The 20,949-nt window shown below is 72.3% G+C and carries 20 protein-coding genes; 10 read left to right on the plus strand and 10 right to left on the minus strand.

Features of this window, described 5'->3' with window-relative positions; translation table 11 throughout:
* The first annotated feature begins 97 nt into the window (after window positions 1-97).
* On the plus strand, window positions 98-961 hold the full coding sequence (locus IE275_RS00575; RefSeq protein WP_189706248.1) for an Fpg/Nei family DNA glycosylase: 864 nt from the start codon (window positions 98-100) through the stop codon (window positions 959-961).
* A gap of 194 nt (window positions 962-1,155) precedes the next feature.
* Here IE275_RS00575 and IE275_RS00580 read toward each other — a convergent pair whose 3' ends face one another.
* The 3 genes from IE275_RS00580 to IE275_RS00590 all read right to left on the minus strand — a co-directional run bounded on the left by IE275_RS00580 (window position 1,156) and on the right by IE275_RS00590 (window position 3,188).
* On the minus strand, window positions 1,156-1,812 hold the full coding sequence (locus IE275_RS00580) for a zf-HC2 domain-containing protein (RefSeq protein ID WP_189706250.1): 657 nt from the start codon (window positions 1,810-1,812) through the stop codon (window positions 1,156-1,158).
* Between the two features lie 141 nt (window positions 1,813-1,953).
* Entirely contained in the window at window positions 1,954-2,469 is a 516-nt protein-coding gene (locus IE275_RS00585) for a hypothetical protein (RefSeq protein ID WP_189706252.1), read from the minus strand.
* A gap of 137 nt (window positions 2,470-2,606) precedes the next feature.
* The gene (locus IE275_RS00590; protein WP_229870030.1) at window positions 2,607-3,188 is read right to left on the minus strand and encodes a sigma-70 family RNA polymerase sigma factor; all 582 of its coding nucleotides are present in this window, start codon (window positions 3,186-3,188) and stop codon (window positions 2,607-2,609) included.
* A gap of 257 nt (window positions 3,189-3,445) precedes the next feature.
* On the opposite strand from IE275_RS00590, the gene IE275_RS00595 reads away from it, so the two are divergent.
* The gene (locus tag IE275_RS00595) at window positions 3,446-4,561 is read left to right on the plus strand and encodes a CapA family protein (RefSeq protein WP_229870031.1); all 1,116 of its coding nucleotides are present in this window, start codon (window positions 3,446-3,448) and stop codon (window positions 4,559-4,561) included.
* A gap of 49 nt (window positions 4,562-4,610) precedes the next feature.
* Here the strand turns inward: IE275_RS00595 and IE275_RS00600 are convergent, their stop codons facing one another.
* Complete coding sequence (locus IE275_RS00600) at window positions 4,611-5,105, minus strand: MarR family winged helix-turn-helix transcriptional regulator (protein ID WP_189706256.1); 495 nt, start codon at window positions 5,103-5,105, stop codon at window positions 4,611-4,613.
* Between the two features lie 84 nt (window positions 5,106-5,189).
* Between IE275_RS00600 and IE275_RS00605 the strand changes: the two genes are divergently transcribed.
* Entirely contained in the window at window positions 5,190-6,005 is an 816-nt protein-coding gene (locus IE275_RS00605) for an alpha/beta fold hydrolase (RefSeq protein ID WP_189706258.1), read from the plus strand.
* 10 nt (window positions 6,006-6,015) lie between these two features.
* On the opposite strand, the gene IE275_RS00610 is transcribed toward IE275_RS00605, so the two are convergent.
* Window positions 6,016-6,489: a universal stress protein gene (locus tag IE275_RS00610; protein ID WP_189706261.1), complete on the minus strand. Its 474-nt coding sequence runs from the start codon at window positions 6,487-6,489 to the stop codon at window positions 6,016-6,018.
* Between the two features lie 110 nt (window positions 6,490-6,599).
* Between IE275_RS00610 and lysX the strand changes: the two genes are divergently transcribed.
* Window positions 6,600-9,866 carry a bifunctional lysylphosphatidylglycerol synthetase/lysine--tRNA ligase LysX gene (gene lysX / locus IE275_RS00615; RefSeq protein ID WP_189706263.1) on the plus strand — a complete coding sequence of 1,089 codons (3,267 nt, stop codon included), beginning with the start codon at window positions 6,600-6,602 and terminating at the stop codon, window positions 9,864-9,866.
* A 109-nt stretch (window positions 9,867-9,975) separates the two neighbouring features.
* Window positions 9,976-10,815: a polysaccharide deacetylase family protein gene (locus IE275_RS00620; protein WP_189706265.1), complete on the plus strand. Its 840-nt coding sequence runs from the start codon at window positions 9,976-9,978 to the stop codon at window positions 10,813-10,815.
* 34 nt (window positions 10,816-10,849) lie between these two features.
* Here IE275_RS00620 and IE275_RS00625 read toward each other — a convergent pair whose 3' ends face one another.
* Window positions 10,850-11,521 carry a class F sortase gene (locus IE275_RS00625; protein ID WP_189706267.1) on the minus strand — a complete coding sequence of 224 codons (672 nt, stop codon included), beginning with the start codon at window positions 11,519-11,521 and terminating at the stop codon, window positions 10,850-10,852.
* A 333-nt stretch (window positions 11,522-11,854) separates the two neighbouring features.
* Between IE275_RS00625 and IE275_RS00630 the strand changes: the two genes are divergently transcribed.
* On the plus strand, window positions 11,855-12,361 hold the full coding sequence (locus IE275_RS00630; RefSeq protein WP_189706269.1) for a hypothetical protein: 507 nt from the start codon (window positions 11,855-11,857) through the stop codon (window positions 12,359-12,361).
* A gap of 89 nt (window positions 12,362-12,450) precedes the next feature.
* Here the strand turns inward: IE275_RS00630 and IE275_RS00635 are convergent, their stop codons facing one another.
* The 3 genes from IE275_RS00635 to IE275_RS00645 all read right to left on the minus strand — a co-directional run bounded on the left by IE275_RS00635 (window position 12,451) and on the right by IE275_RS00645 (window position 14,619).
* Window positions 12,451-12,990: a hypothetical protein gene (locus tag IE275_RS00635; RefSeq protein ID WP_189706271.1), complete on the minus strand. Its 540-nt coding sequence runs from the start codon at window positions 12,988-12,990 to the stop codon at window positions 12,451-12,453.
* A gap of 213 nt (window positions 12,991-13,203) precedes the next feature.
* Window positions 13,204-13,968: a bestrophin-like domain gene (locus IE275_RS00640; RefSeq protein WP_189706273.1), complete on the minus strand. Its 765-nt coding sequence runs from the start codon at window positions 13,966-13,968 to the stop codon at window positions 13,204-13,206.
* 42 nt (window positions 13,969-14,010) lie between these two features.
* On the minus strand, window positions 14,011-14,619 hold the full coding sequence (locus tag IE275_RS00645; protein WP_229870032.1) for a hypothetical protein: 609 nt from the start codon (window positions 14,617-14,619) through the stop codon (window positions 14,011-14,013).
* Between the two features lie 311 nt (window positions 14,620-14,930).
* Between IE275_RS00645 and IE275_RS00650 the strand changes: the two genes are divergently transcribed.
* The 3 genes from IE275_RS00650 to IE275_RS00660 all read left to right on the plus strand — a co-directional run bounded on the left by IE275_RS00650 (window position 14,931) and on the right by IE275_RS00660 (window position 19,179).
* Window positions 14,931-15,908, plus strand: a complete 978-nt coding sequence (locus IE275_RS00650; protein ID WP_189706277.1) for an SCO0930 family lipoprotein — start codon at window positions 14,931-14,933, stop codon at window positions 15,906-15,908.
* Between the two features lie 326 nt (window positions 15,909-16,234).
* On the plus strand, window positions 16,235-17,047 hold the full coding sequence (locus IE275_RS00655; RefSeq protein WP_189706279.1) for an SAM-dependent methyltransferase: 813 nt from the start codon (window positions 16,235-16,237) through the stop codon (window positions 17,045-17,047).
* Window positions 17,044-19,179 carry a putative bifunctional diguanylate cyclase/phosphodiesterase gene (locus IE275_RS00660; protein ID WP_189706281.1) on the plus strand — a complete coding sequence of 712 codons (2,136 nt, stop codon included), beginning with the start codon at window positions 17,044-17,046 and terminating at the stop codon, window positions 19,177-19,179. Before IE275_RS00655 ends, IE275_RS00660 begins: the two co-directional genes overlap by 4 nt.
* Window positions 19,180-19,272: 93 nt before the next feature.
* Here IE275_RS00660 and IE275_RS00665 read toward each other — a convergent pair whose 3' ends face one another.
* On the minus strand, window positions 19,273-20,157 hold the full coding sequence (locus tag IE275_RS00665; RefSeq protein WP_189706283.1) for a LysR family transcriptional regulator: 885 nt from the start codon (window positions 20,155-20,157) through the stop codon (window positions 19,273-19,275).
* Window positions 20,158-20,276: 119 nt separating this feature from the next.
* On the opposite strand from IE275_RS00665, the gene IE275_RS00670 reads away from it, so the two are divergent.
* Window positions 20,277-20,948 carry a succinate dehydrogenase gene (locus IE275_RS00670; protein ID WP_189707316.1) on the plus strand — a complete coding sequence of 224 codons (672 nt, stop codon included), beginning with the start codon at window positions 20,277-20,279 and terminating at the stop codon, window positions 20,946-20,948.
* Window position 20,949: the final 1 nt, after the last annotated feature.

The following is a 20,949-nucleotide window of genomic DNA, read 5'->3' on the forward strand; positions in this document are numbered from 1 at the left end:
GGACGGCTCCTGAACCGGGTCGGCTCGTGCCCCCGGCCGACATTCCGGGCACCCGTCCCTCCGGAGCGGCCCCGGCCCCGCGTGGCACTCTGGACGTATGCCGGAGCTCCCCGAGGTCGAAGCACTGAAGGACTTCCTGGCCGAACGCGTCGTCGGCCATGAGATCGTGCGCGTCCTGCCGGTGGCCGTCAGTGTCCTGAAGACCTACGACCCTCCCCTCACCGCCGTCGAGGGCCACGCGGTCACGGCGGTGCGCCGGCACGGCAAGTTCCTGGACCTGGTGACCGGCGACGGCCCGCACCTCGTCACCCATCTCGCCCGGGCCGGCTGGCTCCGGTGGCGGGACCGGCTGCCCGACGGCCCGCCCCGCCCCGGCAAGGGCCCCCTCGCGCTGCGGGTCGCCCTGGAGACGGGGGAGGGTTTCGACCTCACCGAGGCCGGCACCCAGAAGCGGCTCGCGGTGTACGTCGTCGGCGATCCGCAGGAGGTGCCCGGCGTCGCCCGGCTCGGCCCGGACCCGCTGGCCGCCGACTTCGACGAGGCCCGCCTGGCCGCGCTGCTGTCGGGCGAACGCCGGCAGCTCAAGGGCGCCCTGCGCGACCAGAGCCTGATCGCGGGCGTCGGCAACGCCTACAGCGACGAGATCCTGCACGCCGCGAGGATGTCCCCGTTCAAGCTCGCCGCCACCCTCACCCCGGCGCAGACCCACACCCTGTACGAGGCGCTGCGCAGCACGCTCGCCGAGGCGGTCGACCGCTCACGGGGGCTGGCCGCCGGGGGCCTGAAGGCCGAGAAGAAGAGCGGTCTGCGGGTCCACGGCCGCACCGGCGAACCCTGCCCGGTGTGCGGCGACACCATCCGCGAGGTCTCCTTCAGCGACTCCTCGCTCCAGTACTGCCCGACCTGCCAGACGGGCGGGAAGCCGCTGGCGGACCGGAGGATGTCGAGGCTGCTGAAGTAGGCCGTTCCTCCGTCAGCACTTCCACGCCGAAATCGTCGACCGCGTAACCATCGGGCGCGGCAGGGAAGTTGAGGTGCCCCAAGGCGTCGGACCACGCCCCGGTCCACATCGGCCTCGACATGCCCTGACCGCACCGGGCCCTCGACACGTTCACGGCGCGGCGGCGGGGGCGCCGCGCTCGGACGGCGGTGAGGTCAGTCGTTCTCGAGCGTCACCAGGTGCTCCCCGGACGACGTGCGCAGCTCGTAGCGCGCGATCTCCTCGGGGTGCCAGGCCGCACCGCCGTGCATCGTGTTGGGGCGGGCGTCGTGCAGGGGAACGTTCCAACTGGTGACGGTCTGTTCGGAGCCGTCGTGACCGATGGCGACCAGCCGGCAGGGGCGGGGGCCCGCCCCGTCCTTCACCTTCAGCTCGATCTGGCTGCCCCACGCCGCGTCCTCGACGGTCACTTCGGCCCACACGCCCGACTTCTCGTCGGTCGCGGTGACCCGGACCGGGTCGTCGCCCTCGTCGCCGCCCGCCATCATCGCGATCGCGGGTCCGGCCAGGGCGACGACCACGGAGGCGGCCAGGGCGAACATCAGCCGGCGGCGGGCGGCCCGACGCCGGGCCGCCACCTCGCCGAGCAGCCGGTCGAGCAGTCGCGGCCCGGGCCCCGCGAACGGGTGCACGGTCCGCGGGGTGGCCCGCCGGTAGAGCATCATCTGCCGCGCGGTCGGCCCGAACTCGGTGACCTGTGCCGCACAGCTGGGACACTCCATGAGGTGGTCCTCGAAGCGGAAGGCTTCCGCCTCGTCCAGCACGCCCAGCGCGTACGCGGCGACGTCGCGATGCCTTTCCAGGGACCTCATGCCGAAACCTCGTGCCTTTGGGTGCCAGTGGGGTTACTCCTTGCTCCCACCGGTACGGACCAGGCTCCTGAATCACTCAAGGCGTGTACCGAATCGTGACCCAGGTGTTCGGAGCGGTCGGTCCCGCGGATTGGTGTGAATCTAAAAAAGATGGATCGCCAGGTGTCCGAGGGGCAGTCCGAGCTGCCAGGCGGGCGTCCAGACCTTCGGTCCCTCGTCCTCCCCGGCCCCCGGGGCGCCGCCCGGGACCGCGTTGAGGTCGGGGGCGAGCAGCTCCGTCTCCTCCAGCCAGCGCCAGGCGTTCCCGGCCAGATCGAGGTCGGGTGCGGGAGCGTCCGACCGGGCGGCTTCGGCTCTCAGTTGGGACATACGTTCGCCGACCCAGTTCTGCCACGGCTGGTCGTACGCCGTGAGCGAAAGCCAGGTCTCCAGCTGGGTCACGACCCGGATGCCGGGCAGTTCGCCGTCGGTGTCGGACAGGAAGATCGTCAACGCCAGGGCGTCGCGCCCGGCGCGGAACTCGAAGGACGTCGGCGGCATCAGATCGCCGGTCCGCAGCAGTTCGTCGGCGATGTACTCGGCGTACAACCAGGCCATGGGGACGGTGAGTTCACCGCCGCCGGTGCCGTCCGTGTTCTGGTGACCTCTGTGCAGCATCCCTTCCTGCCTTCCTCCGGTGCGTGCGCGTCGCCCGTTGCCGGGACCCCCAGTCCGGAACACGGATAAGGACACACGATTACTCAACCGCGGTCCTCGGCAAGGCGCTTTACGGAGGCTTGACTCGACTGTGGGTTTCAGCCCAGGTCGGGCGCGTAACCGGGAAGCACTCGGCGCAGGGCGCGCAGCGCGTAGTACGCGCGCGACTTCACGGTACCGGGCGGGATGCCGAGGGCCTCGGCGGCCTCCGCCACACTGGCCCCCTGGAAGTACACCAGCACCAGGACTTCACGGTGCTCCGGAGTGAGTGTCTTCACAGCCTCGCGCACATCGAGGGTCGCGGCGGCCCGCTCGGCGTGGTCGGCGCAGACCGGCGCGTTCTCCAGTACCGCGTCCCCGACCTCGGCGGGCCGAGCCTGCCGGGCCCGCCGCGCGTCTATCGCGAGCCGCCGTCCGACGGTGAGCAGCCAGGGGCGTACGGACTCGAAGGCGTCGGCGCGCAGGGCCTCGGGATGCTGCCAGGCGCGCACCAGCGTCTCCTGGACGAGGTCCTCGGCGCGCTGGCGGTCGCCGTCGCAGAGCCTCAGGAGCAGCGCGAAGAGCGGCCGGCCGTGCTCGCGCTGGAGTGCGGCGAGCTCGTGTTCGGCGGTGGTCGTCCTGGCGGCGAGCTCGTGCTCGGCGGCCGTCGTCCTGGCGGTGAGGGCGGTCCCGGCGGTCATGGGCGTATGGCACCGCAAGGGACGGTTCCGGGACAGGGCGCGCACGCGGGTCTGCGGCGGACGGTCGATCGCGTCGACGAACGGTTCGACGAACGGTCGGGGCTACGCCGATCGCGCGCATCGGGCGGGGCGCCGGGAGCGCCGGGGCCGTCCGTCCCCGCGCATGAGCTAGGAGTTGTCCGTGCGTAAATATGACAATGATGATGAAGTGGGGTGATCCGGTGTTTCTCGCCCGCAGACATCAGGTGGCCCTCGCCATGACCGCCCTCCTCGCCGCGGCCGCCGCCTGTCAGGCCCGCGAACACGGCACGGCCGGGTCCGGGAACCATGCCCCGGCCGCCGCCCGCGGCTTCACCCTCGTCGCCTCCGGCGACATCCTCCCGCACGCCGGGATCATCGACCGGGCGCGCTTCGACGCCGGCGGCACCGGCTACGACTTCCGCCCGATGCTCGCGGGCATCGAACCGGTCGTCTCCCGCGCCGATCTGGCGCTGTGTCACATGGAGACCGTGTACGGCGCGGACGGCGACTACACCGGCTATCCCGTCTTCAAGTCCCCGCCCGAGATCGCCACGGCCGTCGCCGCCACCGGCTACGACGGCTGCTCCACCGCCTCCAACCACAGCCTCGACGACGGCGCCGCCGGAGTGCAGCGCACCCTCGACGCGCTCGACGGCGCGGGCGTGCGCCATGCGGGCACCGCGCGCACCGAGGCCGAGGCCAACTCGGTCACGCTCCTGCGCGCCGGCACGGCCCAGGTCGCCCACCTCGCCTACACCTACGACACCAACGGCCTCCCGCTGCCGGAGGGGCAGCCGTGGACCGTCAACCTCATCGACGGCGACCGCATCCTCGCCGACGCCAAGGCCGCCCGGAAGGCGGGCGCCGACGTGGTCGTCGTCTCCCTGCACTGGGGCACCGAGTGGCAGGACGCGCCGGACGACCATCAGCTCACCCTCGCCCGTACCCTCACCGCCTCCCGTACCGGCGGCCGCCCGGACATCGACCTGATCCTGGGCACCCACGCCCATGTCCCGCAGGCGTACGAGAAGATCAACGGGACCTGGGTCGTCTACGGTATGGGCGATCAGATCGCCGGTGAGATGTTCAACGACCTGGGTGCCCGCGACCCCCGCGGCAACCAGTCCACCGTGGCCCGTTTCACCTTCGCCCCGCCCGCCCGGGCCGGCGCCCGCTGGACGGTGCGCAAGGCCGAGTTCGTGCCGCAGCTGTTCGACGTGGACGCCGGCCGGGTGGTCAACCTCAACCAGGCCCTGGCCCAGGGTGCCGCCGTGCAGGGCGTGCGCGACCGGATCAGGGACGTCGTCCTCGGCCGGGGCGCGGCGAAGGACGGGCTGGTGATGGGGGAGTAGGGGAGGCGGGGGCGTGAGCGGGGTGGCGGGTGAGAGCGAGGGCGGCCGGTCAGTCGTCGACGTCGACGTGGTCGAACGTCCTCAGCATCTCCCTCAGCACCCGTACGCAGGCCCGCACCTCGGCGTCGGTCAGATCGCCCCCGACCTCGCGGTTCAGGGAGTGCTCGCGGTCCAGGACGGTGGCGATGAGGGTCCGGCCCTCCTCGGTGATCCGGATCAGCGACGAGCGCTGGTGCGCGGGGTTGGGGAGGACCTCCACCCACCCGTGCGCCGCCGCGTCGTTGACCATGCGCTGCACGAACTGCCGGCTCAGCGCCTGGATCCGGCTCAGCTGAGGAACCGTCAGATCGCCTTTGCGGCACAGCAGATCGAGCACGGAGCGGACCCCGACGGAGGCGCCCTCGACGGCCTCGCCCTGTTCGACCTTGCGCAGCGCGCGGCGGTAGAGCGGGCCGACCAGGTCGAAGACCTCGGTGAGCCGGTGGCCGAGTTCGTCGGGCGGCAGGGGTGTGCCGGCGGGCAGGGGCGGGTCGGTGTCGTTCACCCCCACATGATGCCCGCGGCGAGCCACCCGGAGAACATGACACCTTGGTTGCCAAATCGAGCGGGAGATGACACCTTAGTTGTCATGACTACCGCTTCGGACCTGACGTACTTCGCCTCCGCCGACGGCGACCTCGCCTACCGCGAGACCGGATCCGGTGACCTCGTGGTCCTCGTCCACTCCGGATTCGTCGACCACCGGGTCTACGACGCCGTGATCCCGGCGCTCGCCCGCACCCACCGGATCGTGGCGCCCGACGTACGCGGCCACGGCGCCTCCGCCAACGCCACCCGGCCCTTCCGCTGGACCGACGACCTCGCCGCGCTGCTGCGCCACCTCGACGCCGGCCCCGCCGTACTGGTCGGCGTCTCGATGGGCGGACTGATCGTCAGCGACACCCTGCTCGAACATCCGGAGCTGGTCCGCGCGGCCGTCGTGGCCGGCGCCTCCACCGGCGAGTTCGAGGACAGCGACCCCTGGCACCGGGCGATCCAGGCGGAGACAGCCCGCTGCCTGGCCGCCGGGGACCTCGAGGGCTGGCTCAAGGTGTTCCTGAACTTCGTGCCGGGCCCGCACCGCACCCTCGACGAGGTGGACCAGGACATCCCGCGACGGCTGTCGGAGATGGCCCTGAACACCCTCTCCAAGCACACGCCCGGCGAGAAGGACTGGCTCGTGCGGGTGACCGACACCTGGTCCCGGGTGCCGAAGATCGACGTCCCCGTCCTCACCGTGAACGGCGCCCTGGACACCGCCGACGTGATCGCCGCGGGGCGACGCCTGGCCGACACCGTCCCCGACGGCCGGTCCGTACTGATGGAGGGCACCGCCCACTACCCCATGATGGAGAAGCCCGAGGAGTTCACCGCCGTCGTCACGGACTTCCTGCGCGGCCTCTGACCGGCACGGGTTACGGCACCACCGTCACCGGCCACCGCCCGGCCTTGACCAGCCGCACGGCCACCGATCCCACGATCCGGTGGCCGGCCTGCTCGGAGGCGCCCACCACCACCGCGTCGGCCTTCAGGTCGTCCGCGGCCTTCACCAGCCCGTTGTACGGGTCGCCGCGGAACGTGTGGAACTCCCAGCGCACATCGAATATCCCGCGCGTGCGCTCGGTCGCCTCCCGGATCTGCGCGACCAGGTCCTCGGCGATCTCGTCGGTCGTCTCCGCCACCGACACCCCGAGCGCCGCGCCCGCCGCCAGCACCGGCTGCACGTACACCACGGCGAGCAGCGCGTTCTGGCGCCGGGCCAGACCGCCCGCGTAGGCCGCGGCCCGCAGCGAGGAGTCGGAGCCGTCCACGCCGACCAGGATCACCTTGGGTCCGTCCGTACCCCGCTCGAACCGGTGCGCGGGCTGCTGCGCGTGCTGTTCCGTCACGGCCCGAGGCTATCGGAAGCCCCAGGTCCGCCCCGCGCGCGGGCCCGGATCCGGCCGCCCCGCACACCGCTCGACGGGCGGCGCGGCCCGGCTGTTCCTACAGTCGGAACATGAGTGCCCCCGTGGGGAGCACCACGGCCAAGGACACCGCGGGCCCGCCGGACCGGCCCGCGAACCGCGTCCTGAGCCGGGTGCCCGAAGCCTTCGCGACGTTCTTCGGCGCCCTCGGCCTGCTCTGCGTCCTGCTCGCCCTCGTCCCGCCGCTGCGCCGCCTGCTGCGCCCCGTCGTCCGCTTCCTCGACCTGCTGACCGTGCCGGTGAGCGCCAACCTCGCCTACGCCGTCTTCCTCTTCCTGCTGGCCGCCGCCACCGCCGCCCGCAAGAAGATCGCCTGGTGGCTGGTCGTCGTCTACCTCGGTCTGGTCGTCCTCACCGACCTCCTCGGCGTGGCGGGCGGCCTGTACGCGCAGTCGATCCCCTCGCTCGTCGTCTGCGCCCTCGCCCTGGCCCTGCTGGTCGTCGCCCGCGGCGAGTTCTACGCCGCCTCCCGCCACGGCGCGGTCCGCCGCGCCCTCCTCGTCCTGGTCGCCGGGCTGGGCCTCGCCGTCCTCGTCGGCTGGGGGCTGGTGGCGCTGTTCCCCGGCACCCTCCCGGAGGGCCAGCGCCTCGGCTGGGCCGCCAACCGCGTGCTCGGCGGCCTGGTGTCCACCCGCTCCTTCGACGGCCGCCCCCCGCACGCCCTGTACTTCCTGCTGGGCCTGTTCGGCGCTCTCGCCCTCCTCAACGCCGCGGCCACCCTGTTCCGCTCGCAGCGCCTCGAAGCCGCCCTGCACGACGACGAGGAACCCCGCATCCGCGCCCTGCTGAAGGCCTACGGCGCCCAGGACTCCCTCGGCTACTTCGCCACCCGCCGCGACAAGGCCGTCGTCTTCTCCCCGAGCGGCAAGGCCGCCGTCACCTACCGCGTCGAGGCCGGGGTCTGCCTCGCCAGCGGCGACCCGGTCGGCGACCGCGAGGCCTGGCCGCACGCCATCGCCGTCTGGCTGGACGCCGCCCGCCGGCACGCCTGGGCACCCGCCGTGATGGGCGCCTCCGAGGACGGCGCCAAGGCGTTCGCCCGGGCCGGCCTCGGTGCGCTGCAACTCGGCGACGAGGCGATCCTGCACGTGGCGGGCTTCGACCTCGGCGGCCGCGACATGCGCGTCACCCGCCAGGCCGTCAACCGGGTCCGCCGCACCGGCGCCACCTGCCGCGTCCGCCGCCACTCCACCCTCACCGAGCAGGAGATGGAGGAGATCGTCGACCGCGCCGACGCCTGGCGCGACACGGAGACCGAACGCGGCTTCTCCATGGCCCTGGACCGCCTCGGCGACCCCGCCGACGGCGACTGCCTCCTCGTCGAGGCCCTCGACCCGGACGGCCGGCTGCTCGCCCTGCTCTCCTTCGTCCCCTGGGGCACCGAGGGCATCTCCCTGGACCTGATGCGCCGGGACCGCGAGGCACCCAACGGCGTCATGGAGTTCATGGTCGCCGACCTGTGCGCCGCCGCCCCGAAGCTCGGCGTGCGCCGGATCTCGCTCAACTTCGCCGTCTTCCGCGCGGCCTTCGAGGAGGGCGCCCGGATCGGCGCCGGTCCGGTGCTGCGGCTGTGGCGCCGGCTGCTCCTGTTCCTCTCCCGATGGTGGCAGCTGGAGGCCCTGTACCGCTCCAACGCCAAGTACCACCCCGAGTGGTACCCCCGCTTCCTCTGCTATGGCGAGGCCGGCTCCCTGGCCCGGGTGGGTCTGGCCTCCGGTATCGCCGAGGGCTTCGTCTCCGTGCCGTCCCTGCGGACGCTGTGGGGCAGACGGCGCCCGAAGGGCGGGCCCCGGCCCGCCGCCACCGAGGGTCTGCCGTCGCCGGCGGAACCCGTCCTCGACGGAGGGGACGAGGCCGGGGCCGGCGGCGCGCACACGGGCCTGCCCGAACAGGTCCGCGTACGCCGCCGCACTCTCGACCGGCTGCGGGCCCGGGGCACCGACCCCTACCCGGTGGGCGGCGCGCCGCGCACCCACGCCCTCGCCGAGGTCCGCGCCGGCGAGACCGTCACCGTGGCCGGCCGGATCATGCGGGTCCGCGACTTCGGCGGCATCGTCTTCGTGACCCTGCGCGACTGGTCCGCCGACCACCAGCTGGCCCTCACCCGCGACACGCTCGGCACCTTCCGCACCGACACCGACATCGGCGACCACCTCGTGACGACCGGCACGGCGGGCGTCAGCGACAAGGGCGAACCGACCGTCTTCGTCACCTCCTGGCAGCTCACGGCCAAGTGCCTGCGCCCCCTGCCCGACAAGCGGCGCGGCCTGACCGACCCCGAGGCCAAGGTCCGGATGCGCTACCTGGACCTCGTGTCCAGCCCCGCCGCCCGCGACGTGGTCCGCGCCCGCTCCACCGCCGTACAGGCGCTGCGCCAGGGCCTGCTGACGCGCGGGTACCTGGAGGTCGAGACACCGATGCTCCAGCAGATCCACGGCGGCGCGAACGCCCGCCCCTTCACCACCCACATCAACGCCTACGACCTCGACCTGTACCTGCGGATCGCCCCCGAGCTGTACCTGAAGCGGCTGTGCGTCGGCGGCCTGGAGAAGGTCTTCGAGATGGGCCGCACCTTCCGCAACGAGGGCGTCTCCTACAAGCACAACCCCGAGTTCACGATGCTGGAGGCCTACCAGGCGTACGCCGACTACGACGTGATGCGCGACCTCGCCCGTGAGCTGATCCAGGGCGCGGCCACCGCCGCGTTCGGCTCACCCCTCGCGCACAAGGACGGCCAGGAGTACGACATCTCGGGGGAGTGGCCGGTCAGGACGGTCCACGACGCGATCTCGGACGCTCTCGGAGAGCCGATCGACGCCGACACCCACCTCGCGGTCCTGCAACGCCACTGCGACCGGGCGGGCGTCCCCTACACCCCGGACGACGGCCGGGGGGACGTCATCCTGGAGATGTACGAAAGGCTGGTCGAGGAACCCACCCGGCTCCCCACCTTCTACAAGGACTTCCCCACGGACGTCTCCCCCCTGACCCGGCAGCACCGCACCGACCCCCGGCTCGCGGAACGCTGGGACCTGGTCGCCTTCGGCACCGAACTGGGCACCGCCTACTCCGAGCTGACCGACCCCGTGGAACAACGCCGGCGCCTCACCGAGCAGTCCCTCCTCGCCGCCGGCGGCGACCCCGAGGCCATGGAACTCGACGAGGACTTCCTCGACGCCCTCGAATACGCCATGCCGCCCACCGGAGGCCTCGGCATCGGCGTGGACCGCCTCGTCATGTTCCTCACCGGCCTCACCATCCGGGAGACCCTGCCCTTCCCCCTCGTCCGCCGCCGCTGACCGCCCCCTCGCACCGGGCCGTCCGCCGCTGCGCCGCCCGGGTGGATTCGTGCCGCCGGAACGGTGTCGCCGTGGTGCGTCGGGGCCCGGACGGGCGACTCATGACTGCATGAAGAACGATCAGTTGTTCACGCGACGGCGGGTGTTGCTCGCCGGCACCGCCGCCGTCGGGGCGGCCGGGACGGCCGGACTGCTCGCGTGGGGCGCGGGAGAGAAGCCGGCCGGACCCGTCGCCCCGGCCGCGGGCGCCCCCGCCCGCCGCCTCCCGCTGAAGCCCTCCGCCTACCGTCTCCAGCCGCTGACCGGATACGGCCCGCCGCGCACCCTCCCGCGCCGCCCTCCGGTACGCCGCGAACCACTGCTGAAGATGACCGGCCGGGGCCGCACCATGGTGCTGACCTTCGACGACGGCCCCGACCCCCGCTACACCCCCGGCATCCTGGACACCCTCGCCGAGTACGACGTCCGCGCGATGTTCTTCGTGTGCGGGGAGATGGCCGTGGACAACAAGGACCTGCTGGCGAGGATGGCCGACGAGGGGCACATCGTCGGCAACCACACCTGGTCCCACCCCCTGCTCACCACGCTCACCCGCCGTCAGATCCGCTCCCAGATGACCCGCACCAGCGAGGTCATCGAGGACGGCTACGGCGAGCCGCCCCACTGGTTCCGCGCCCCCTACGGCGCCTGGAACCGTGCCGCCTTCCAGCTCGGCGCCGAACTCGGCATGGAACCCCTGGGCTGGACCGTCGACACCCTCGACTGGACCACCCCCGGCACCCGCACCATCGTCGACCGGGTCGAGAACGGCGCCGGCCCCGGTGTCGTCGTCCTCTCGCACGACGCCGGCGGCGACCGCTCCCAGAGCGTGCGCGCCCTGCGCCGCTACCTGCCCCGACTCCTCGACACCGGCTACCACGTCACCGTCCCGCGCCGGCAGGCCGGCTAGCCGATTCCGACCGCCCCCGCCCGGCCGGGTCCGTTCAGCGGACCTCGACCAGGCGGGCGAAGGCGACCACGTTCCCGTCGTATCCGTTCGCCTTGGAGAAACCGCCGCCGCAGGTGATCACCCGGAGTTCGGGGGCGCCCTTGGAGGCGTAGACGCGGTCACCGGGAAAGTCGTCCTTGGCGAAGACCTCGATGCCGTAGATCTCGAAGACGGCCGTCTTTCCGTCCTGGCGCGCCACCTCGACGCGATTTCCCTTCTTCAGGGCCCCGAGTCCGTAGAACACGGCGGGCCCCAGACTGTTGTCGACATGGCCGACGACAACCGCCGTCCCCTTCTCGCCCGGTGTGACACCCCCGGTGAACCAGCCGGCCAGGTTCGGGTCCTGCGGCGGCGGCGCGCCCACCCAGCCGTCCGTGTCCAGCCCCACCGGCATCACCGGGGCGTCGACCTGGATCGCGGGAATCCGCACCCGGTCGGGCACCCCGTACGGCAGGGGACCCGGGGCCGCGCCGAAGACGCCGACGCCGGTACGACTGTCCGCGGCCGCCGCCGTCGCGGGCTGCGGCGGACCGATGTCGAACTCCCCCGAACCGTTCCGGATGAGCGCGAGACCGGTCAGCAGAACCAGCGCTATCACCCCCCAGGGGGCCCGCTTCCGCTGCCGCTCCTCCTCTTCCGCCATCTCGGACAGCTCGTACGCAGACATTCGCCATCCCCTTTCGACGCGGCCGTCGCCGCGTCCCTACGCGCATAGGAGAACGCTAAGTGCCGCAAGGGAAACCGGCGACAAGGCGGCACCGAACGGGTGGCACCAGGGCCATTCGGTGCGCCATCCGAGTTGCCGATCAAAGGAATTTTCTGACGGTCCGTGACCTGCGGCGATATCCGAATGCGTGCTTTTCCCTCGGCGTGTCCGCTCACCAGGACGGACCATTCTCGAAATGCGGTCGTGCACACGGCATCTGAGGGTCGTTCCGGGAGGTGCTTTCTCGCCGACACACCGGGGACGGGCCCCGGGGCGCCTTCCGCGGAGGATCACATGCGTACCACTCGAATCGTGGCGGCCTCGGCGGTCTCGGCCGCCGCGATCGCCGCCCTCGGCGTCGCCGCCCCGGCGGCCGTCGCACGGGACGGCATCAACGCCAACCCGAGCAACATCGTCGTCATGCCCAGCGTCATCGCCCGCGGCGGTCAGATCACGGTCACCGTCGACGGCTGCCCGACCGGCGGCTCCATGAACTCGAACGCCTTCCGCCAGGCCAACCTGACGCCCATCAACGGTGCCAACCAGACCGCGAAGGGCACCGCGACCATCAACGACAACGCCCGCCCCGGTACCTACGACGTCACCGTCAACTGCTCGGGCCGGACGCTGACCCGTCCGGCCGCCTTCACCGTCATCGGCGGTGTCCGCGGCGGTCTCGGCGGCAGCAGCTCCACCGGCGCCACCCCGACCGACGTGGCCATCGGCGGCGGGCTGGTCGCGGCGGCCGTGGTCGGCGGCGGCCTGTTCTGGATGCGCCGCCGCGCCGAACGCCGTATCTGACGCCCGATCACGGCACGCGGAGGACACCGAGAAGGGCTGTGCCCCGGATCCCGACGGATCCGGGGCACAGCCCTTCCGGCACGCGAGCCTCAGCCGCCTTCCTCGCCCGTGCTGCGTCGTGAGAAGCGGTACGCGGCGCCGACCGCGCCCGCGATCAGCGCGGCCCCCAGGCCGATCTGCCGCACATCGAACCCGGCGATGCTCCCGCCCTCACCGGCGTGCACCCCGTGGTACTGCGGGTAGGGCGCCGGGGTCGGAGCGTCCGGCCGGCCGGCGGCGATGGTCAGCTCCTTGACGGCGCTCAGGCCGCCGCAGCCGAACGTCACCCGGTACGAGGCGCCCGGCTTCGCGTCCCAGTCGACCTCGGTCACCGCCGACGAGGACCCCCGGGGGATGGTGAGCGTGTCGAACACCCCCGAGGACACCGTCACCGAACCCCGGCAGCCGGTCACCTCGCGGTCCACCCGGAGGGTGACCTGCCCGCCCGCCGCCACGGTGGACGGCACCACGCTGTACCCGGTGGACATCACGTAGTGGTCGTCGCCGCGGACCGCGACGGCGGCCGGTGCGGACAGGGCCAGGGCGCCGACGCCCAGCAGTGCGGCCGAAGCGACGCGTATCGCGTGCATGGTGGATCCTCCGGTCCCCGAGGAGCAGCTGCGGACCTGTTCCGCTAGCGCCAGAAATGCGCCTCGATGACCGAAACGCTAGGAACAGGTGTGCGCCCGCGCGATCGCAGTCGCGCGAATGGGGCACAGGTGTGGGCCGCCCAGGGGACGTCCGCTGCTGCGTCCGGGGGACGGCGGCGGCGTGGCGGCCCCGCCCCGTCCCCCGCGGTCCGCTCAGCCCCCGATGGACGGGAAGAGGTCCAGGAAGGGTTCCGCGGACGCGGTGACGCCACGGCTGTAGGGCGCGTCGAAGTCCCAGATGAGGAACAGCAGGAACGCGATCAGCGCGGAGAACAGCCCGGCCAGGACCAGTTCACGGGTGGTGCGCCGGATCTGGAGCGCGAAGACCATGCCGATCGTGATGACGGCCCCGGCGAGCAGCCCGAACCACACCACCCCGGGCATGGTCGCCCCGGTCGAGCCGGCCCGGGCGTTGCGCGCCTCGTCCGCCGCGGCCATCTGGTCCAGCAGCGGCTGGTAGGCCTGTGCCTGGAAGTCGTTCGCGGGCTCGTAGTCGGTGACGTCCGTCCGGACCCGCTGGAGGAGTTCGCCACCGCGATCGGTGACCTCGCCCTCGTCGGCCATCGCCTTCCACTCCACGGTGACGACGTGTCCGACATAGGCGTTGACATCGTCCCGGATCCGGTCGCGGACGTCGGGCGGGTACACCCGCACCCGCTCCGAGAGCTCGTGCAGCGCCTGGGCCTCCGCCTGGACATGGTCCTGGGCGACGCTGCGCGCCTCCCAGACACCGGCGATGGCCAGGCCCAGGACGATGGCGTACACGACACCGATCCACATCGTCATGTACTCGATGACGTCCGGGGTCTCGGAGGGGTCCTCGTCATCGGCCGCCGTGCGGTGCCGTACGAGGGTCACGATGATCACCACTGCGCAGGCGGCGAGCATCGCGAGGGTGAGAACAAGCCATTCCGGCAAGAGAAGCCTCCTGTATCGGCACGGGGGCCCGTGGCAGCGGCCCTAGCGAGGTCGCAGCGCGGCGACGGCGACCAGCGCGGGCACGGTGATGAGCAGGACGTAGGTGACCGGCGACGAGCCACCGCCGGCGGACCGCGGGCGCGGTGGGGCGTGGTAGGCCGGATAGCTCACCGGCGTCACCGAAGGCGTGGGCGTGGGCGTCGGGGTGGGAGTGGGCTTCGGGGTGGGTGCGGGGGTCCGCGGCGGAGCCGGCATCGGACGCGGCGGTGCGGGCGCGGGCGGTGGTGTCGGCCGGGGAGCGGGTCTCGGCGGGGGTTTCGGTTTCGGGGTCGGTTTCGGGGTGGGCTCGGGGGTCGGCGTCGGCTCGGGCGGGGGCTTCGGAGGCGGGGGCGGCTCGGGCGGGGGTGTCGGCGTGGGCGTGGGGGTCGGCACCGGGCACACCGGCGGAGTGGGCTTCGCCGGCCACGAGAGGCTCCCCGCGGAGCTTCCCGCGACGGCCACCGCCTCGGTGCCGCCCGGCCCCGTCGAGGCGTACGCGCACGCGTCGGCCACGGCCACCCCGGCCGGCGCGGCCGCGAGGATCCAGACGGCGGTCACCAGGGCCAACGCCCGCGCGGCGACGGCGGATCGGGTCGGTTCGGGTCCATGCACGACGGAGATCATGCGGCGTGCCGCACCGGGCCACGCCGACGCGGGCGGGGAATGCCCCGAACGGGGGAAGTCCGCGCCCGCGGGTTTGGCGGGCGGATGTTCGCACCGCCACCCGGGGCACGGCTGTACGACGGGCGCGGCACGCGGCGGACACGGCCCGGCACGGTCCGCCGGCAGCCCCGGATCACAGGTGCCGGAAAGAATTTTGTGCCGCGTTTGAACACAACGGGCGCCGCCGTGCGTACCCAGTGCCGTGCGGCGGCGCAGCAGGGCGCTGCGACACCCTTGCGACTATCGGGGAGTTGTTGACGATGAAGACCTCCTGGCGGAGCGCCTCGCTCACGGCGAGTGCTGTGGCCGTGCTGACGCTGACGACGGCGTGCGGTCAGGAAAGCGGTACGTCGAACTCGAGCCAGAACGTGGGCGCCACGGCCCCGGGCTCCATCGCGGGCGTGGGTGCCGGTTCCGGCGTCGGCTCGGGTGTGGGCGCCGGTGTCACCGAGAGCCCGGGCGAGGCCGGTACGGACGGCGCCGGTGAGCTGGCCGTCAGTGCCAACGCGGAGCTGGGCAAGATCCTCACCGACGGCAACGGCAAGACGCTCTACCGGTTCGACTCCGACACGGCCGAGCCGCCGAAGTCCAACTGTGACGGCGACTGCGCCACCGCCTGGCCCCCCGTGACCGCCGACGACGTGACGGCCGGCGACGGCATCGACAAGTCCCTGCTCGGCGAGGTCACCCGCTCCGACGGCACCAAGCAGCTGACCGTCGCCGGCTGGCCCGCCTACTACTACGCCAAGGACGCCAGCGCCGGTGACACCAGCGGCCAGGGCGTGGGCAACAAGTGGTTCGCGCTGACCGCCGACGGCAAGAAGGCCAAGTCCGGCTCGGGTTCCGGTTCCGGTTCCTCCGACACCGACCTGCCCGGCCTCTCCGTGCGCAACGACCCCAACCTCGGCGAGATCGTCGTCGACAAGAACGGCATGACGGTCTACCGCTTCCTCAAGGACAAGGCGTGGCCCGACCCGGTCTCCAACTGCGAGGGCGCCTGCGTGGAGAAGTGGCCCGTCGTCGCCCCGGTCGCGACCAACGACACCAAGGGCGTGCAGAAGAAGGGCCTGATGAGCTTCACCCGGGGCGACGGCGTCAAGCAGATGACGGTCAACTGCTCGCCGATCTACACCTTCTCCGGTGACAAGACCCCCGGTGACATCAACGGCCAGGGCGTGGGCGGCCAGTGGTACGCCGTGGCCCCCGACGGAAAGCTGGTCGGCGCTCCGGAGCAGTAGAGATCACCTCCCCAGGGCTGATCCCCGCAGCTGCCCCTCGCGTCCGACCCCCCGGTCCGCCCCCTCCGCGCCGCACGGAGGGGGCGGACCGCTGTGCTGTGACGTCATCCGCCGTATGCGTAGACTTTCGCCGCCCTTCAGGCCGCTTCGGAACTCTCAGGGGCGCTTCGGGTGCTTTTCGTGGCCCTTCGAGGGGGCGTCAAATCGGCACGTGCCGCAGGCAGTGACCGGGAACGGACGGTCAATTTCCGTTTCGGCTCGCCCGTTTGGCGGGCGATCAGTAGCCTCAGCTCGAACACCGGATCGCCTACGCCTTGGAGAGATACATGGAGCGTCCCGCCTGGGCCCCACGGAGCATCGACATCTCGGTGCCCAGTGTCTCGCGGATCTACGACTACTACCTGGGCGGTTCGCACAACTTCGAGGTCGACCGGGAGGCGGCCCGCAGGGCCATGGAGTTCATGCCGGGACTCCCCAAGATCATGCAGGCCAACCGGGCGTTCATGCGGCGCGCGGTGCGCTGGGCGGCGGGTGAGGGCATCACCCAGTTCCTCGACATCGGCTCGGGCATCCCCACCTTCGGCAACGTCCACGAGGTCGCCCAGGCGGCCAGCCCCGGCGCCCGTGTCGTCTACGTCGACCACGACCCGGTGGCCGTGGCGCACAGCCAGGCGGTGCTGGAGGGCAACGCGGACGCGGACGTCGTCGCCGCCGATCTGCGCAAGCCGCAGGAGATCCTGAACAGCGCCCAGGTGCAGGGCCTGATCGACCTGGACCGCCCGGTGGCGCTGCTGCTCGTTGCGATACTGCACTTCGTGGAGGACGCGGACGACCCGTATGCGGCGGTGGCCGAGCTGAGCGCGGCGCTGGCGCCCGGCAGCCTGCTCGTGCTCACCCATGCCTCGTACGAGGGAATCCCGTTGTCCCCGGAGCGGGCGGAGGGCGCGGTGGACGTGTACAAGGACATTCGCAACCCGCTGATCATGCGCTCGCGTGACGAGATCGCGCGGTTCTTCGAGGGGTACGACATGGTGGAACCGGGACTGGTGCCGATGCCGCAGTGGCGGTCGGACACAGCACCGGAGGACGAGGATCCCTACGCCTTCTCCGGGTTCGCCGGCGTGGGGCGTACCGCGTGACCGCCGAGCCGGACGGGCCGGAGGACAGACTGCGCCGCTTCGCGACGATCTGGAGCCGGGCGGTGTTCCCGGTGACCTCGACCTCGCTGACCCGGCCGGAGTTCGAGGAGCAGCTCCTGCCGCTGGCCCGGCGGTTGCGCGAGGCACTGCTGGCCCGGTCGCTCGACGCCGAGACGGGCAAGGCGGTCGGCGCGGCCCTCGTGGAGGCGCACTGCACCGACCCCGAGGCGCTCAGCCGGGCCCTCGACTGCGTCGACGCCTATCTGGTGCTCTACTGCGGCGAGGACGGCCACCAGGAGGAGCTGCGCACCCGCGCCTCCCGGCTCCAGCACGCCATGGCCGCCGGGTACGCCCAGGCGCTGCGCGAGCGCACGCTGGCCGAGCAGGAGGCCATCGCCCGGGCCGCGTTGCAGGCCCAGGGTGTGGTGGCGCAGGCGCTGCACGCCAGCGAGGCCCGCTTCCGCGCGGTCTTCGAGGGGGCCGCGATAGGAATCGGCATCGCCGACCTGGACGGCAACGTCCTGGAGTCCAACGGTGCCATGCTGCGTATGTTCGGCGGTTCCGAGCAGACGGTCCGCGGCCGCAACGTCCGCGAGTGGACGCATGCCGAGGACGCCCCGCAGGTCTGGCGGCTGTACGAGGAACTGGTGCGCGGCGAACGCGAGCACTACCACACGGAGAAGGCGTTCTACCGTCCCGACGGCACGGTCCTGTGGACCAATCTGACGGTCTCCCTGCTGCGGGACGCCGACGGCCGGCCGCAGTACCAGCTCGCGCTGATGGAGGACACCACCGAGCGCCGCCTGCTCAATCTGCGGCTGCGCTACGAGGCCACCCACGACGCGCTCACCGGCCTGCCCAACCGCACGCTGTTCTTCGAACGGCTGGAGAAGGTGCTGGGCGCCGGCGAGGACCAGCGCTTCGGGCTGTGCTACCTCGACCTGGACGGCTTCAAGACCATCAACGACAGCCTCGGCCACGCGGCCGGCGACCAGTTGCTCGTCGAGGTCGCCGACCGGCTCCAGTCCTGCGCGACCGCGCCCGGCGAGATGGTCGCGCGTCTCGGCGGCGACGAGTTCGTGGCGCTGACCACCGGCCCCGACACCCGCCGCGAGGTCGACGAACTCGCCGGCCGCATCCAGAACGCCCTGGTCGCGCCGGTGCGCATCGACGGCCGCGAGCTGACCGTGCGCGGCAGCATCGGCATCGTGGAGGGGCCGGCGGCGGAGCGCAGCCCGGCCGAGGTGCTGCGCAGCGCCGACATCACCATGTACCGGGCCAAGTCGGCGGGCGGCAACCGCTTCGAGCTGGCCGATCCCGAGGCGGACGCCCGCGCGATCACCCGGCACGGGCTGACCACGGCCCTGCCGGCCGCCCTGGAGCGCGGCGAGTTCTTCATCGAGTACCAGCCGCTGGTCCACCTCGGTGACGGCAGTGTGCGCGGTGCCGAGGCCCTGGTGCGCTGGCTGCACCCGCAGCACGGGGTGCTCGGCCCCGACCGGTTCATCCCGCTCGCGGAGCACACCGGCCTGATCGTGCCGCTGGGCCGCTGGGTCCTGGAGCAGTCCGTGGGCCAGGCCCGTCAGTGGCGGGAGCGCCACGGGGACACCGAGCCCCTCCGGATCAACGTCAACCTCTCGCCGTGCCAGCTGACCCACCCCGGCCTGGTGCAGGACACGGTCGACATCCTGGAGCGCTCGGGCGTCGCACCGCAGACCCTCTGCCTGGAGGTGACCGAGTCGGCGCTGATCGGCGCCGACGACGATCTGCTCAAGCCGCTGCGCCGGCTCGCCGAGATGGGCGTCGACATCGCCCTGGACGACTTCGGCACCGGCTACTCCAACCTCGCCAATCTGCGCCGGCTGCCGGTGAGCGTGCTCAAGCTGGACCGCTCCTTCACCCAGGGCATGCAGCAGTTCCCGGCCGACCCCGTCGATCTCAAGATCGTCGAGGGGATCGTCTCCCTCGCCCACAGTCTGGACCTCGCGGTCACGGTGGAGGGCGTGGAGACCGGGGCCCAGGCCGAGCAGCTGCGCATACTGGGCTGCGACACGGCCCAGGGCTGGTACTACGCCCGTCCGGGCCCGCCGGAGCGCCTCCACGAGCTGGCGCTGGTGGACGCGGCGGGCTGACCGGAGGCGGCCGCCCGGCCAGGTGGGCCGGGCGGCGGTCCGTGCGCGCCGGGCGGCGGGACCCGCTGCCGGGCCGGTGCGAGCCGTTCCCGCTCAGCGCTCCAGCAGCATGCGCTGGAGCTCTCGTGCGGCCCGTGGCGGGGCCACGTCGCTGCGGTGGGCGAGGGCGATCGTGCGGCTCAGACCGGGGCGGGCGAGGGGGGTGACCCGCAGGCTCTGGCCGGAGCGGGCCGCCACCATGCGCGGGACGACGGCCATGCCGAGGCCCGCGCGGACGAAGCCCAGCACCGCGTCCATCTCCCCGCCCTCCACCGCGAAGTCCGGCTCGAACCCCTCCGCCCGGCATGCGGCCACGGTGAGTTCCCGCAGGTCGTAGCCGTGCCGGAACATCACCAGACGCTCGCCCTCCAGGTCGGCGATACGCACCGCGCGCCGTCCGGCGCCCGGCTTGGGCGCCTCCGGGGAGGAGACGACGACGAGGTCCTCCCGCAGCAGCTCCACCGTCGTCAGCGCCGGGGACGGCGTCGGCAGGGGCAGGACGACCAGGGCCAGGTCCAGGGCGCCGCGGGCCAGCTCCCGGACCAGGTCGTGCGAGCCGCCCTCCTCGATCAGCAGGCGGATGCCCGGGTAGCGGTCGTGGAAGGCGCGCAGCACGTCCGGCAGCAGGCCCGTGCACAGACTCGGGGTCGCGCCCAGCCGGACCCGCCCGCTGCGCAGCTGCACCAGTTCCTGCACCTCGTACCGCGCGGTCTCGGTGTCCGCGAGGATCCGCCGGGCCAGCGGCAGCAGCGCCTCGCCGGCGTCGGTCAGCGTGATGTTGCCGCGCGCCCGCTGGAAGAGGTCCGCCCCCAACTCCCTTTCCAGGGAACGGATCTGCTGCGACAGCGAGGGCTGGGCGACATGGACCAGCTCGGCGGCCCGGGTGAAGTGCCGGGTCTCGGCGACCGCCACGAAGTACTGGAGCTGCTGGAACTGCATCCCGCCATGATAGTCATCGGCTATGGAAACAAGCCGGACCATGTCTTGGACCGATGAGGTGTGCCGGCCCTAGCGTCTGGGGCATGGCTCTGGCAACGCGGACGGACCGACGGCCGTCGATGGCGCGCACGGTGTGGGACTCCTCCGTCGGCAAGAAGACGGTGATGGCCGTCAGCGGCATGATCATGCTGCTGTACCTGGTCGCCCACGTCATCGGCAATCTGAAGATCTTCTTCGGCGCGGAGGAGTTCAACCACTACGCGCACTGGCTGCGCACCGTCGGCGAACCGTTCATGCACTACGAGTGGACGCTCTGGCTGGTCCGTGTGGTGCTGGTGCTGGCCGTGGTCGCCCACGCCACCTCCGCCTACCAGCTCAGCCGCCGCGACATCAGGGCCCGGCCCAGCAAGTACGTGCACAAGAAGCCCCGGGCGAGCTACGCGACCCGCACCATGCGCTGGGGCGGCATCATCCTCGCCCTGTTCATCGTCTGGCACGTCCTGGACCTCACGACCGGCACCGTGCACCCGGGCGGCTTCCAGGAGGGCCGTCCGTACCAGAACGTCGTGGACACCTTCTCCACCTGGTACGGCAACGTCGTCTACATCGTCGCGATGCTCGCCCTCGGCCTGCACGTCCGGCACGGCTTCTGGAGCGCCGCCCAGACCCTCGGCGTCGGCAGCCGCACCCGCGACCGCGCCCTGAAGACCTTCGCCGACGTCCTCGCGCTGCTGCTCACGGCCGGCTTCATCGCCGTCCCGGTGGGCGTCATGACCGGAGTGGTGAGCTGAC

Origin of the sequence: Streptomyces phaeofaciens, from assembly GCF_014648915.1 — a bacterium.
Taxonomy (GTDB): domain Bacteria; phylum Actinomycetota; class Actinomycetes; order Streptomycetales; family Streptomycetaceae; genus Streptomyces; species Streptomyces phaeofaciens.

Bases quoted from the DNA above. Each gene is read 5' to 3' on its own strand.
- IE275_RS00625 (WP_189706267.1), bottom strand. From the start codon at position 11,521: ATGTCTGCGTACGAGCTGTCCGAGATGGCGGAAGAGGAGGAGCGGCAG.
- IE275_RS00595 (WP_229870031.1), top strand. From the start codon at position 3,446: ATGACCGCCCTCCTCGCCGCGGCCGCCGCCTGTCAGGCCCGCGAACAC.
- IE275_RS00670 (WP_189707316.1), top strand. From the start codon at position 20,277: ATGGCGCGCACGGTGTGGGACTCCTCCGTCGGCAAGAAGACGGTGATG.
- IE275_RS00585 (WP_189706252.1), bottom strand. From the start codon at position 2,469: ATGCTGCACAGAGGTCACCAGAACACGGACGGCACCGGCGGCGGTGAA.
- IE275_RS00630 (WP_189706269.1), top strand. From the start codon at position 11,855: ATGCGTACCACTCGAATCGTGGCGGCCTCGGCGGTCTCGGCCGCCGCG.
- IE275_RS00590 (WP_229870030.1), bottom strand. From the start codon at position 3,188: ATGACCGCCGGGACCGCCCTCACCGCCAGGACGACGGCCGCCGAGCAC.
- IE275_RS00575 (WP_189706248.1), top strand. From the start codon at position 98: ATGCCGGAGCTCCCCGAGGTCGAAGCACTGAAGGACTTCCTGGCCGAA.
- IE275_RS00655 (WP_189706279.1), top strand. From the start codon at position 16,235: ATGGAGCGTCCCGCCTGGGCCCCACGGAGCATCGACATCTCGGTGCCC.
- IE275_RS00580 (WP_189706250.1), bottom strand. From the start codon at position 1,812: ATGAGGTCCCTGGAAAGGCATCGCGACGTCGCCGCGTACGCGCTGGGC.
- IE275_RS00650 (WP_189706277.1), top strand. From the start codon at position 14,931: ATGAAGACCTCCTGGCGGAGCGCCTCGCTCACGGCGAGTGCTGTGGCC.
- IE275_RS00665 (WP_189706283.1), bottom strand. From the start codon at position 20,157: ATGCAGTTCCAGCAGCTCCAGTACTTCGTGGCGGTCGCCGAGACCCGG.
- IE275_RS00605 (WP_189706258.1), top strand. From the start codon at position 5,190: ATGACTACCGCTTCGGACCTGACGTACTTCGCCTCCGCCGACGGCGAC.
- IE275_RS00620 (WP_189706265.1), top strand. From the start codon at position 9,976: ATGAAGAACGATCAGTTGTTCACGCGACGGCGGGTGTTGCTCGCCGGC.
- IE275_RS00635 (WP_189706271.1), bottom strand. From the start codon at position 12,990: ATGCACGCGATACGCGTCGCTTCGGCCGCACTGCTGGGCGTCGGCGCC.
- lysX (WP_189706263.1), top strand. From the start codon at position 6,600: ATGAGTGCCCCCGTGGGGAGCACCACGGCCAAGGACACCGCGGGCCCG.